Annotated in this window: 10 protein-coding genes and 1 pseudogene; 7 read left to right on the forward strand and 4 right to left on the reverse strand. The window is 69.7% G+C overall.

Annotated features, from left to right (window positions below):
* Positions 1 to 4: 4 nt before the first annotated feature.
* The 3 genes from ADL01_RS31385 to ADL01_RS31395 all read right to left on the reverse strand — a co-directional run bounded on the left by ADL01_RS31385 (position 5) and on the right by ADL01_RS31395 (position 2411).
* Positions 5 to 577 (reverse strand): hypothetical protein, encoded by a 573-nt coding sequence (locus ADL01_RS31385; RefSeq protein WP_053745403.1) that lies wholly within the window; start codon positions 575 to 577, stop codon positions 5 to 7.
* A 134-nt stretch (positions 578 to 711) separates the two neighbouring features.
* Positions 712 to 1440 carry a hypothetical protein gene (locus tag ADL01_RS31390; protein ID WP_053745404.1) on the reverse strand — a complete coding sequence of 243 codons (729 nt, stop codon included), beginning with the start codon at positions 1438 to 1440 and terminating at the stop codon, positions 712 to 714.
* Between the two features lie 128 nt (positions 1441 to 1568).
* Positions 1569 to 2411, reverse strand: a complete 843-nt coding sequence (locus ADL01_RS31395) for a PaaX family transcriptional regulator C-terminal domain-containing protein (protein ID WP_053745412.1) — start codon at positions 2409 to 2411, stop codon at positions 1569 to 1571.
* Between the two features lie 327 nt (positions 2412 to 2738).
* On the opposite strand from ADL01_RS31395, the gene ADL01_RS31400 reads away from it, so the two are divergent.
* From ADL01_RS31400 to ADL01_RS31415, 4 genes are all read left to right on the forward strand, one after another.
* On the forward strand, positions 2739 to 3716 hold the full coding sequence (locus ADL01_RS31400) for an ABC transporter substrate-binding protein (RefSeq protein WP_053745405.1): 978 nt from the start codon (positions 2739 to 2741) through the stop codon (positions 3714 to 3716).
* An 89-nt stretch (positions 3717 to 3805) separates the two neighbouring features.
* Complete coding sequence (locus ADL01_RS31405) at positions 3806 to 4564, forward strand: ABC transporter permease (protein ID WP_053745413.1); 759 nt, start codon at positions 3806 to 3808, stop codon at positions 4562 to 4564.
* Positions 4561 to 5343 (forward strand): ABC transporter permease, encoded by a 783-nt coding sequence (locus ADL01_RS31410; protein ID WP_053745406.1) that lies wholly within the window; start codon positions 4561 to 4563, stop codon positions 5341 to 5343. Before ADL01_RS31405 ends, ADL01_RS31410 begins: the two co-directional genes overlap by 4 nt.
* Positions 5344 to 5355: 12 nt before the next feature.
* A complete protein-coding gene (locus tag ADL01_RS31415; protein ID WP_053745407.1) occupies positions 5356 to 6189 on the forward strand; it encodes an ABC transporter ATP-binding protein in 834 nt (277 codons plus the stop codon).
* A 109-nt stretch (positions 6190 to 6298) separates the two neighbouring features.
* Here the strand turns inward: ADL01_RS31415 and ADL01_RS31420 are convergent, their stop codons facing one another.
* A complete protein-coding gene (locus ADL01_RS31420; RefSeq protein ID WP_199834980.1) occupies positions 6299 to 9913 on the reverse strand; it encodes a LamG-like jellyroll fold domain-containing protein in 3615 nt (1204 codons plus the stop codon).
* Between the two features lie 441 nt (positions 9914 to 10354).
* Here ADL01_RS31420 and ADL01_RS31425 point away from each other — a divergent pair, with 441 nt between their 5' ends.
* The 3 genes and pseudogenes from ADL01_RS31425 to ADL01_RS44120 form a co-directional block, all read left to right on the forward strand.
* Positions 10355 to 11401: a LacI family DNA-binding transcriptional regulator gene (locus tag ADL01_RS31425; protein WP_053745409.1), complete on the forward strand. Its 1047-nt coding sequence runs from the start codon at positions 10355 to 10357 to the stop codon at positions 11399 to 11401.
* A 61-nt stretch (positions 11402 to 11462) separates the two neighbouring features.
* Entirely contained in the window at positions 11463 to 12713 is a 1251-nt protein-coding gene (locus ADL01_RS31430; protein ID WP_053745410.1) for a sugar ABC transporter substrate-binding protein, read from the forward strand.
* A 19-nt stretch (positions 12714 to 12732) separates the two neighbouring features.
* Positions 12733 to 12855 (forward strand): annotated as a pseudogene (locus ADL01_RS44120) (sugar ABC transporter permease); the annotation flags it as partial.

Below are 12855 nucleotides of genomic sequence, written 5' to 3' on the forward strand. Positions count from 1 at the left end.
CTCGTCAGAGGGCGAAGGCCTCGGTCAGGCGCACGTTGTAGCCGTCCTCCTCCATGAGGACGACGGTGACGCCGAAGGGGGAGGGGTGGTCGATGTCGAGCGGCACGAAGGAGTAGTCGACGGCGGCCCGGACCGGGGGGATCAGTTCGCCGCCCGGCTGCGGTTCGGGCGCGGGGAGCCACTGCGGTACGACGGCGGTCGGGCCCTCGGGGGAGTCGCCGGCGGCCTGCTCGGCGTAGGGGAACCGGTGCAGGGTGTGGCCGTCCCGCGTGGCGTGCACCATGTTCAGACACGGCGCCGGGTCGGCTGACGGCACCTCGCAGACGGCGGAGACGTCCCGTGTCTCCCAGGCGAGGACGACCTCGTCGGCTCCGGCCGCGGCGGCGATGTTCGACAGCTGGGCGATGCCGGTGAGCGCGTCCTCGCCGGTCTCGACGTCACGCAGCCAGATCAGGCCGACCAGTTCCCCACGGACCAGCGGCATGATGACCGGACGGGGCACCGCCCCTTCGGCCAGCCCCGCGGTGTACGCGTTCTTCATCGAGGCGGCCAGTGCGTCCCAGGTCTGCGTGTCCACGAACTTCCTCTCACCAACAGCACATTCACGACTTGGGCGACCCTGTCACGCCGGCCGCCGTCGACGCCAACCCGGACGGCACGAGCCGCACCCACTGGTTGCGGCCCGCGACCCGGACAGCGCGTGAGGGAGCGCTAGGACTGCGCAAGCTTCGTGATCTGCGCGGAAACCAGTTCACCCGGTACCTCGGCGGACGATCCGGTGCCGTTCGCCGTGTAGAACAGGACGACCGTGGCGCCGCAGCGCACGACCACGAAGGCGTCCGAGGAGTCGCCCCGGGTCTGCAGGTCGAAGGCGACGGCGTCGTCGCCCGTGTCTGGTGCGGTGGCCGCCTTGGCGGTGGTGCGGGCGGGGACGCCGCCCTCGTAGGCGGTGCACTTCTTCAGAGCGGCGCGCAGGCCGTCGAGGACGCCCTCTGCGGCAGGCTGGTCGTAGGCCATCAGGCCGATGGTGGTGGCGGAGCCGGCCTGCGAGCCGGAGGTGGCGTAGGCGAGAAGGCCGAGGAACTGCTTGGGTGCCGGCTTCGGAGAGGCGGTGCGCATGTTCTCGAGGGGCTGGCAGGCCGCGGGGCGGGCGGTGCCGCCGCCAGCCGGCTTCGCGGGGAAGTCGGCGATCTGGAAGCCGCTCACCTCGGTGCTGGACAGCGCCGCCGACTTCAACTGAGCGGAGTCCAGCGGGTCGGCCGGTGCCTCGGACGTCGGCGCGGAGGACGGCGTCGAGTCGGATGCCGAAACGGACGGGGACGGTGACGCGGACGGAGAGGCCGACGCGTCGGAACCTCCGTCGCTGCCGCCGCCACCGCATCCGGCCACGAGCACCGCTGTGAAGAGGAACGCCGCCAACTTGACCTGTCTGATGGGCACTTGATGACTCCCCTGATCGTGATTCGACCGAATGGGTCATCGTGACTTCATATGGGTGACAGGTGGGCGATTTTGCCGACACGTGACCATTGTGCGGTGCGGGGAGAGGGCCTCCCGTCCGGTGAGTGTCAGGTTTGCGTCGACAGGAGGTCGGTGACCATCCGGTGGGCGGGGGCCTCGGTCTGGCGCGCGACGCGGTGGAAGGTCTCATGGGCCGCGCGGGCCGGCCAGTCGGGGGGCAGGTGGCGGGCGGGCAGCCGGGGGTCCGCGCGGATCGTGTCCAGCCATTCGCTGATCACCCGCAGCCGGATGCCGAGCGGGTCGCCGGAATCGGTGCCGGACCAGGCGGACCAGCGCTTGTCGAAGTCGGCGTACCGGGCGCCGACGCCGCCCAGGTCCCAGGTGTCACGGATCATCAGGCCGATGTCGGTGGCGTCGTCGGCCGTGGCGTGGAAGATCTTGACGTGGGCGGCGAGGCCGAGCTCGGAGACGAGTGCGGAGGCGTCGACGTCGCCGGGCGCGATCCACAGCCCGCTGTACAGGGCGCCGAAGCCCGACCAGGTGAGCCGCGAGCGCAGATCGTGACGCTGGCGCTGCCAGGACTCGGGCAGCGAGAAGCCGAGGAGCGTCCAGGTGCCGTCCCAGTCGTCGTTGACGGCGCTGGTCTGCCACAGGCGCCGCTTGCCGTCCCAGAGGATCTGTTCCGTCTGCGCGGTCAGCCCGAAGTGCATCCTGCGTCCCTGACGCTGACGCCGCAGCAGGCCCCGGTTGACCATGCGGGTGAGGGTGGACCGGACGGCGTGTTCCCCCACTCCGGCGCGGGCGAGGACCTCGATGATGCTGCCCGAGTACACGTGCTCGAGCCCCTCCTCCAGTACGTAGCTGCCGAAGAAGGCGAACAGGAGCGACTGGGGGCGCAGCTGGGGTGCGGCGGAGGTTTCTTCGGCGGCCCGCTGGTTCTCGTCGTGCACGTCGGAAAGGGTACGGCTGCCGCCCAGCGGGCCCCCGGCGTCAGAGGGGGCGGGCGAGGTCACCGGGACGTCGGGCGGACGGGGCCACGGATTCTCATGCGGAGCTGCATGGACGTAACTCCCTTGTGGCTGGGCCTCGTTGGGCCATGGCCGGGCTCGTCGAAGTTCTCGGAGCCGGTCTTGTCCGGAGTACTGACAGCGTGAATGTAGGTGTGTACATTGCGGCCGTCAAGAAAGTGCACAACATCAGGGTCGCAGGTCCGCTCTACTCGCTCCGTGACCTTGGGGCGTACACACATTCAGCGTTGCTTCCGCCAGGAGGGGCCCATGCAAAGGCGTGTTCTCGGGGTTGCCGCAGCAGTGATCACGGTCGTCGGCGTGGCCGGATGCGGGTCGTCGGACCCGGCGGACAGTGGCCCGTCGTCCTCCGACGGGGGCAGGACCACGCAGGTCAAGATCGGCATCATCCCCATCATCGATGTCGCCCCCCTCTATCTGGGCCAGAAGAAGGGGTTCTTCAGCAGCAGAGGCATCGAACTGGAGATGGTCAGCGCCCAGGGCGGCGCGGCGATCATCCCCGGTGTGGTGAGCGACCAGTTCCAGTTCGGGTTCAGCAACACCACGTCACTGATGATCGCCCAGGTCAAGGGCGTACCGATCAAGTCCGTGGTCAACGGCGCGGCCTCCAACGGCAAGGTCGGGGCGGACGTCACCGGGGTGGCCGTCAAGAAGGACAGCTCGATCAAGTCGGCCAAGGACCTCGCCGGGCGCACGGTCGCCGTCAACACCTTGCAGAACATCGGGTCCACCACGGTGCGCGAGTCGGTGCGGCTGGCCGGCGGCGACCCGTCGAAGGTCAAGTTCGTCGAGATGCCGTTCGACCAGATGCCGGCCGCACTGGACGGCGGACGGGTGGACGCCGCCTGGATGGGTGATCCCGCGATGACGATCGCCAAGGCGCAGGGTGCCCGCGTGGTCGCCTCGCCGTTCGCCGAGACGGACCCCAAGCTCACCGTGGCTACCTACTTCACCTCCACCAAGCTCGTGAAGCAGAAGCCCGACCTGGTGAAGAAGTTCGCCGCGGCCATGAGCGAGTCGCTCCAGTACGCCACCGATCACCCCGACGAGGCCCGCCAGACCCTCACGACCTACACGAAGATCGGCGGCGATGTCCTGAACAAGCTCACGCTGCCCAACTGGCCCGCGGAGATCGACATGGCCTCGCTGCGGAAGCTCGCCTCACTCGGTGAGGCGGACGGCCTCTTCGACGGCAAGAAGCCCGACCTGAACGCCCTGTTCTCGTGACCCCCGCCGCGCTCACCACCGAGGAGGCGGGCCCGGCCGGTACCGGAGAGGCCCCCGTCCGGCGGCTGCCGGAGCGGGCCGTCACCCCACTGCGCGGCCTGGCCGGACTCGCCGGCCTCGTCGCCGTACTCGAAGTGCTGCCGCACACCGGCCTGGTGTCGGCCGACTACCTGCCGCCGGCCTCGAAGACTCTCCGCGCGCTGTGGCAACTGCTCGCCGAAAACACCTTCTGGACCGCGCTCGGCGACACCCTCACCGGCTGGGGCCTGGGCCTGGGCATCTCCGTCGTGGCGGGCGTGGCCGTCGGACTGGTCATCGGCTCGGTACCGCTCCTGCGCGCGGTCACCGCCTCCACCATCGAGTTCCTGCGCCCCATCCCGTCCGTCGCCCTGATCCCCGTCGCCGTCCTGCTCTACGGCGCCGACCTCAGGTCGAAGCTGCTGCTCGTGGTGTACGCCGCCTTCTGGCAGGTCCTCGTCCAGGTCCTGGCCGGCATCCAGGACGTCGACCCGGTCGCGGACGACACCGCCCGCAGCTACCGGCTCGGCACCTGGGGACGGCTGCGCCACGTCATGTGGCCCACCGCCCTGCCGTACGTGATGACGGGCGTACGGCTGGCCGCCACCGTCGCGCTCATCCTCGCCGTCACCACCGAACTCGTCATCGGCGCACCCGGTGTCGGCCACGAGATCGCCGTCGCACAGACGTCCGGAGCCGTACCGCAGGTCTACGCCCTGGTCCTGGTCACCGGGCTGCTCGGCGTCGCCGTCAACCTGGTGGCGCGCGCGGTCGAGCGACGGGCACTGCACTGGCACCAGTCCGTACGCACAGATGCGGCTGCCTCATGACCGTCCTCGCCGTCCTGCGACGCGTCCTGCTGGCCCTGGGCCTGCCCGCCGTCCTCTTCGCCGTGTGGTGGTACGCCACCGCCGACAGCACCGACTTCTACGTCCCGCCGCTGTCCACCATCCTGGAAGCCTTCGGGAAGGTCTGGACGGGGGAGCGGCTGCTGTCCGACGTGGTCCCGAGCCTCCTGCGCCTCGCCGCCGGCTACCTCCTCGCCGTGGTGGCCGGAGTGGGCCTCGGCCTGCTGGTCGGGCTGCGACGGGCCGTACGGGACGTCCTCGAACCGGTCCTCGAACTCTTCCGCGCCATCCCGCCACCCGTCCTCGTGCCGGTGATCATGCTGTTCGCGGGCATCGGCGACACCATGAAGGTGATCGTCATCGTCAGCGGCTGCGTGTGGCCGATCCTGCTCAACACCGTCGAAGGCGTCCGCGCCGTGGACGAGGTGCTCAGCGACACCTGCCGGTCCTACGGCATCACCGGCACCGCCCGGCTGCGGCATCTCGTACTGCGCGCGGCGAGCCCGCAGATCGTCACCGGCATGCGCCAGTCGCTGTCGATCGGGATCATCCTCATGGTCATCAGCGAGATGTTCGCCGCCAGCAACGGCCTGGGCTTCACGATCGTGCAGTTCCAACGCTCGTTCGCCATCCCCGAGATGTGGAGCGGAGTCCTGCTGCTCGGCATCCTCGGCTTCCTCCTGGCCCTGCTCTTCCGGTTCGCCGAGAACCGGGCCCTGGCCTGGTACCACGGCCAGCGCCGCGCCCGGCGCGCCCCCTGAAACGGAGACCCGATGCTCGACGTACGCAACCTGCGGAAGATCTACACCGGACGGAACCGCAACGTCGAAGCCCTGCGGAACCTGACGTTCCACATCGGTGCCGGTGAACTCGTCTGCCTCGTCGGCCCCTCGGGATGCGGGAAGACCACGCTGCTGAAGTGCATGGCGGGACTGCTCGACCCCACCGACGGCGAAGTGCTCCTGGACGGATGCCCGGTCGCCGGGCCCCCGCCCGGGATGGCGGTCGTCTTCCAGGAGTACGGCCGCTCGCTGTTCGCCTGGATGAACGTCCGCGACAATGTCGCCCTGCCCCTGCGCCGCAAGAAGCTCGGCAAGGCCCGGACCCGGGATCTCGTGGACCACGCGCTGGAGGTGGTCGGCCTGGCCGACGCCCACCAGGCCTACCCCTGGCAGCTGTCGGGCGGTATGCAGCAGCGCGTCGCCATCGCCCGCGCCGTCGCCTTCGAACCGAAGGTCCTGCTCATGGACGAGCCCTTCGCGGCCGTCGACGCCCAGACCCGCGCCGAACTCGAGGACCTCATCCGGCGCCTGTGGCGCGAACTCGGCGTCACCGTCCTGTTCGTCACCCACGACATCGACGAGGCCGTGTACCTCGGCCAGCGCACCATCATCCTGTCCACCTCACCGACCGTCGTACAGGAGGACGTCACCATCGACCTCCCCGACGAACGCGACCAGCTGCACACCCGCTCCAGCCCCCGCTTCGCCGAACTGCGCGCCCACGTCTACGAACAGATCCAGCGGGCGAAACACCACAGCGGCGACACGGCCGACCAGGTGGCCGACCGCACCCCCGGGCCCACCCTCCAGAAGACCGAACACTGAGTGGCCCTCCAGGCTCACTCCGGCGGGATCCCGGTCCTGCGGGCAACGCGGTGCCCGGGACCGGCGGTCTTGCCGGGCCCGGGCGTTCGCCGCCTCAGCGGCGTTTACCTCATCGTGTTTCCCGTGCGTACGGCGCCACGGTGATCCGGTCGATCAGCGGGGCGTAGCGCGAGCGGAGCGGTACGCCGGGGAAGGTGTCCGATGCGTAGGTGGTGCCGTCGAAGTTGGGCAGCTCCTCGGAGCGGAAGGTGACCGTGTTCTGACCCTTCTTCAGCTGGACGGGGACGGTCAGCTCCCAGAAGTTGTTCTCATGGAAGCTGTGCGGGAAGCCGACGCGGTGTGTCCCGCCTCCGTTGACGCTGATGTCCGCGTGGCGGGCGAGCGGATCCGGGTTGTAGTGCGTGGCCTCGGCCTGCTCGGGGTTGGAGTAGCGGACGCGCAGCGCGTACAGGCCGGTCCGGTCGGCGGCCACGGTGAACGTCGCGGTGTTGCCGTTGCCCGGCGCGCCGCCGATCCCGGTGATCGCCGTGCCGGCGGTGGCCAGGGAGAGCGGGGTGAGGGTGGCCGAGCCCGCGAGAGTGGCGTCGCCCGCCTCGTACGTACGCGTCGGGAGCGTGCCCTCGGTGGCAGTGACGGTGAGGCGGTCGACGAGGGTGGTCGGTGAACCTCCGGTCACCGTCACCTTGTTGACGCCGCCCGAGAGGGAGACCGCGACCGTGCTCCTGCCCTTGGCCAGACGCAGGACGTCGTGCCCGTTGACGGAGAGCCGGGCGCCGGTGCCCTCGAGGGTGTCGACCGTGAGGGTGGCCTCGCGGTCGGCGGGGGAGTAGACCCAGAACGTGGCGGTCCGGTCCTTGCCGAGCTGGACCGCGCCAGAGCCGGTGGCGGGGACGCGGGCCCCCTTCGGCAGGTCGTAGACGGGCCGCGCCCCGCCGCCCAGCCAGGCCAGCTCGCCCTCGTACACCTGGCGCGCGGCCGACGCCTCGGGGAGGGAGAGGGTGAGGCGGTCGACGATGGCGTCCCCCTTGGTGGCGCGCCTGCCGTCGAGGCTCTTCGCGGCGAGCGTCAGGGTGTGCGTGCCCTTGGTGAGCCGGACCTTGGTGTCGGTGTGGTCCCAGACCACCCACTTGTAGCCCAGCGGCAGGTACAGCTCCTGCTCGCTGTCGGCCTTGCCGTCCACCCGGAGGAACACGTTGGTGGGGCCCTGCTCCTTCACCTTGTCGAAGGTGTTCAGGGAGTTGGCGAAGACGCTCAGGTCGTAGGTGCCGTCCTGCGGAACCTCCACGGTCAGGTCGAGCGTGACGTCCGAGCCGGTACGCAGTCCCCCCACGTCGTAGCCGCCGGAGGTGTAGAACTTCGACACGTTGCTCGTCGAGCCCTCCGGGCCGTTCCTGGAGTAGCCGGCCCCGGTGTGGGCGGCGTCCTCCGCCTCGTACGAAGCCTGCCAGCGCACCGGCGGCGACTGCGTGCCCTTCGCCTTCCCCGCCGGACTGAGGACGATCTCGTACGCCGAGGACTCCTTCAGCGTCGGCAGCGCGCCGTCGCCGAAGTCGACGACGACCGTGCCGTCCTCACCGACCTTCAGGTTCTGCTCGGCGAGCAGCTTCGGACCGGAGCTGTCGCCGATCTGTCCGCTCCACGCGATCTCCCGCACCCAGGCGTGCACACGCTTGCCGAAGAGCTTCTTCGGTACGTCCGCGAAGGTGATGTGGCCCTTCCCGGTGGACCCGCCGAAGATCAGCCGCGCCTGCTTCTTCTTCTCGTCCAGCGTGGCGACGCCCTGCATACGGTAGTTCTCGCCGGGGAACGGCGGGGTCACCTCCACGGTGTGCCCGCTCATCGAGGCGTACGAGTGCAGCAGCCACCACTGGCCGTTGCCCCGGTTGGACTGCACCGCGGAGTCGGACAGGTTCCCGTCGATGTTCCAGTAGGCCATGTCGGCGTCGACCTTGGACTCCTCGATCGCGGACACCCACTGGATCATCTGGCCCGGCACCGAGGTGTGGTAATTGAAGGCGTACTCATTGATGTTGACCGGCAGTTGAGTGCCCTCCCGGGCGGTGCCCCTGAACAGTTCCTTCTCCCACACCCGGTACTTGGCGACGCTCGCACGCACCGCCTCCGGGTGGCTCAGCTCGTGCCAGGTGATCACCTCCGGGAGGGTGCCGGCGGCCAGGGCGTGAGTGAGGAACCCCTTCACCTGGTCGTAGAGCACGCTGGTGTTGGGGCCGGCGATCCGGGCGCCCGGCATCCTGCCCTTGATGAGCCTGTACGTGTCGTCCCAGGCCGCGAAGTAGTCGTCGGGATCGCTCAGCCAGCTGACCTTGTCGTAGCTCCACTCGCCGGTGCCGAACATGTTGCCCTCGGGCTCGTTGAACGGTACGAAGACGATGTTGTCCTGGTACCGCTCCGGCAGTTTCAGAACCTGGTCGACCTGCTTCGCGACCTTCTCCTTGTAGAGCTTGACCTTCTCCTGCGGGGTGCTGCCCGGCCACTCGTACGGGAAGCCGCGGTGGATGTCGGTCATGTAGATGTACACATCACCGTTGGTGGAGTCGGCCAGCGGTTTGACCACCTCCAGCGCGTCGGCGCCGGGGTGTTGCGGGCCGTCCTGCGCCTTGGTGGAGACCGTGCGCAGGCCCATGCCCTCGATGAGGTTGTTGGTGGGGACGTCCGGCCCGTACACCCCGTAGAGGGTGCCGGAGGCGCCGCCGTGGAACGCGCCGGTGTCCGAGCCGAGGCCGACGGTCAGCTGCCCCTCGCGGACGACGGTGACGCTCGCCTGGACCGCTCGCCCGGCGCCGGTTCCGGCGACGGTGAAGGTCCCGGGCCGGGCATACTTGTCGGACGGCACGGAGTCCCAGGTGACCGGCACGTTCCGGTCGTAGCCGTCGGAGAACGACGCGCGGACGGACACGGGCAGGGACGGGGCGGTCCCGGTGGAGGTGCGGACCTCGAAGGACGTCTTCGACAGATCCTGGATGGTCGGCGCGGCCCCGACCAGGCCGGCCACCTGTTCGGCGCTGAGCGCCGAGTGCCACACGGCGAAGTCGTCGATCGAGCCCTTGAGCAGGGGGTCCGGATAGAAGGACTTGCCGATGTACCCGGCGGCCGTGGCCGAACGGTCCAGCAGTTCCTTGGCCTTGATGGCGGTCGGGGTCGACGACACCGCCGCGCCGTCGAGGTAGGTGGTGAGGCGTCCCGCGCCGGAGTCGAGGGTGACGGTGACGGTCCGCCAGACGTTCGCGGGCAGCGTCGCATAGCCGAGCGCCTGCGCCTCCCCGCCGCCTCCGCCGGTGGTCACCGAGGTCTGGAACAGTCCGTCGCCGTTGTACGGGGTGCTGAAGAAATACTGGGTGGTGTTGGTGCCGAGATCGAAGATCCGCTGCCAGGGGTTCTTGTCGCCGTCCCACTTCACCCGGGCCGAGACCGTCAAGTCCGTCGCGTCGCCGACCACTTCGCGGGGAAGTCGGACGTACGCGCCGTTCGAGGTGGGCGCCCCGCCGGGCAGGGCGAGTGCCTTGCCGCCGTCGGCGCCCGCGACGGACCTGGCTGTGTCACCGTTCACCAGACTCGCCGTCAGACCGTTTCCGGAACTGTCCGTGATCCTGCCCGACGCGAGGTCGTCCTGGTCGAAGGTGTAGCGGGCGGCGGGCTGGGGGGTGGCCGCCTGCGCGGGGAACGCCGGCGCGGCCAGCAGGCCCGCACCGAGAGTCAGGGCCACAGCGGCCGGACCTCGGCGCCGGGCGGATCTGTCAGCAGGGGGCATGGATTCGCGTCCTTAATCCTTGGGGGGAGGGTCCGGCCCGCTCACTTCGGACGACCGGCGCCGGGCCATCTCTTTCAGCCCGGCCGGGCCGGTGGGGCGAGCGCGGTGGCGCCCGGGCGATGGGGGAGAGCGGTCGAACCGGTTCGGCGAAGCTAGCACCGGGAAAAGCGGCCAGCAATCCCCCCGACGCACGAAATCCGTGCCATTCGCGACGGATTCATGGTCTTCGCGGAAAGCGCTGTCCGAAGTGTTGACAGGTGACTGGCCAGTTTCTAGTTTCACTTCACGCGAACCGGTTCGACAGCCGACAGTCGCCGCTCCACCCTTCCCAGCGCCACGCGACCGGGAGACGGTTTCCTCTCCGAGGTATCCAACCGGTTAGACCAAGGAGTCGCCGTGAACATCGGTGAGATCGCCCGGCGGGCCGGTGTCTCGCGGAGCACCGTGTCCTATGCGCTGAGCGGCAAGCGCCCGGTCTCGGACGACACGCGCCGCAAGATCCAGCAGGTGGTCGACGAGCTGGGGTACCAGCCCAGCGCCAGTGCCCGCGCCCTGGCCAACGGACGGACCAGCACCCTCGGCCTGGTCTTCCCGCCGGCCGGGAACCACTACACCGGCATGCAGCTGGATTTCATCGGCAGCGTGGTGGAGGCCGCCGCGGCCCACGACTACGACGTACTGCTGTCGCCGAGCGGCGTGGACAGCGACCGGTCCTTCCAACGGCTGCTCGGGGAGCGGCGGGTCGACGGCGCGATCCTGATGGAGATCAGGCTGGCGGACGACCGGGTCGACCACCTGGCGGCCCTCGGCTTCCCCTCCGTCGCCATCGGCCGTACCGCTCGCCCCGAGGGTGGCTGGTGGGTCGGGCTCGACCACACCACCCTCGTGGAGCGCTGCGTCCATCACCTCGCGGATCTGGGCCACCGCCGGGTCGCCTTCGTCAACCGTCCCGAGCAACTGCTGCGCACCGGGTACGAGTCCGCGCACCGAGGCCTGGACGGCTTCACGAAGGCCGCCGCCGAGCGCGGGCTGACGGTCCGCACGTACTGCTGTGGCGACGACGCGGCCTCGGGCCAGACCTGTCTGGAGCGGATCCTGCACGACGACCCGGACACCACGGCGCTGGTCACCCTGAACGAGGCAGCGCTCGGCGGCCTCTACCGGGGCCTCGCCGAGGCCGGCCGCCATGTGCCGCGCGACTTCTCCCTCACCGGAGTCGTGGCCGGCCGCTGGGCGGAGACGGTGACCCCGCAGCTCACCGCGGCCGACGTACCGGCGGAGCAGATGGGCCAACTCGCCGTCGACCTGCTCGTGGAGCGGCTCAACCACCCCGACGCGCCGCCCCGCCACCATCTCCTCACCCCGCCCATCTCCCTACGGGCCAGCACCGGCCCCGCCCGAGCCACGCCCACCACGGACGCCGGACCCGCTACGACAACCTGACCGCTTTCCTTTGCCACCCCTTGCCTCGGCACCCGTATGCCCAGAACAAAGGAACCCCGCGATGAACAGCACCTTCAGACAGCGTCGTCTGACCGCCGCCGCCGCCGTGACCGCCCTGGCCCTCGCCGTCGGCGCCACCGCCTGCTCCTCCGGCTCGGGCAGCACCGACTCCAAGGGCTCTGGCGGCGGCACCTTCACCGTCTGGGACCCCTACCCGCAGTTCGCCAAGGGCTCGGCCTGGACGAAGCTGCTCGACGCCTGCGGCACGAGCGCCGGGGTGAAGATCAAGCGGACCGCCTTCGACACCGGCGACCTGGCGAACAAGACGCTGCTGGCCGCGCAGCAGGGCAACTCCCCGGACGTCCTCATCGTCGACAACCCGGTGGTGTCGACGCTGGCCGAGGCGGGCGTGCTCACCACCACCGACGACAACAAGCTCGACACGTCCAAGGCCGACCCCAACCTCCTCGCCGCCGGCCAGTCGGGCGGCAAGACGTACGGCACGCCGATCGGCGCCAACACCCTCGCCCTCTACTACAACAAGAAGGTCCTGACGGGGGCCGGGGTGGACATCTCCTCGATCAAGGACTGGACGTCGCTGACGGCGGCGCTCGGGAAGGTCAAGGCGGCGGGCAAGAAGGGCATCACGTTCTCCGCGATCGGCACGGAGGAGGGCAGCTTCCAGTTCCTGCCCTGGTTCTGGGGCTCGGGCGCCAAACTGACCGAACTCGACTCGGCGGCGGGCGTCTCCGCGCTGACCCTCTGGAAGGAGTGGCTGGCCAAGGGCTACGCCCCCAACTCGGTGCTCAACAACACCCAGACCACCAGCTGGCAGGAGTTCGCGACCGGCGACTACGCGTTCAGCGAGAACGGCACCTGGCAGCTCGCGAACGCCGACAAGGCCGGCTTCGACTACGGCGTCATCCCCGTCCCCGGCGCCTCGGGAGGCAACGCGGCGGCCCCGACCGGCGGCGAGTTCGTCACGATCCCGGTCCAGGACGACACCGGCCGCTACGCCACCACGCAGAAGATCGCGACCTGCCTGACCAGCACCCAGAACCTGTACGACACCGACACCACCCTGTCCTACGTCGCCCCCACCACCGAGGTCCAGGACAAGCAGGCCGCGACCAACCCGAAGCTCAAGCCGTGGGTGGACGCCGTGAAGGCGGCGAAGGGCCGTACCAGTGACGACCTGGGCACCAAGTACCCCAAGATCTCCGAGCAGTTGTGGAAGGCCGTGCAGTCCGCCCTCAGCGGCTCCAAGTCCCCCAAGGACGCGCTGACTTCGGCTCAGTCCGCCGTCAAGTGACGGCAGTCAAGGCCTGTTGATGAGCAACACGACGCAAGTGCCGCGCCGCCGCCCCAGATCCCAGCAGTGGACGGCCTGGGCGTTCCTCGCCCCGGTGGTCCTCTACCTCGCCCTCTTCTACGCGTATCCGCTCTACCGCAAT

This window comes from Streptomyces sp. NRRL WC-3618 (genome assembly GCF_001280005.1).
Taxonomy (GTDB): Bacteria; Actinomycetota; Actinomycetes; order Streptomycetales; family Streptomycetaceae; genus Streptomyces.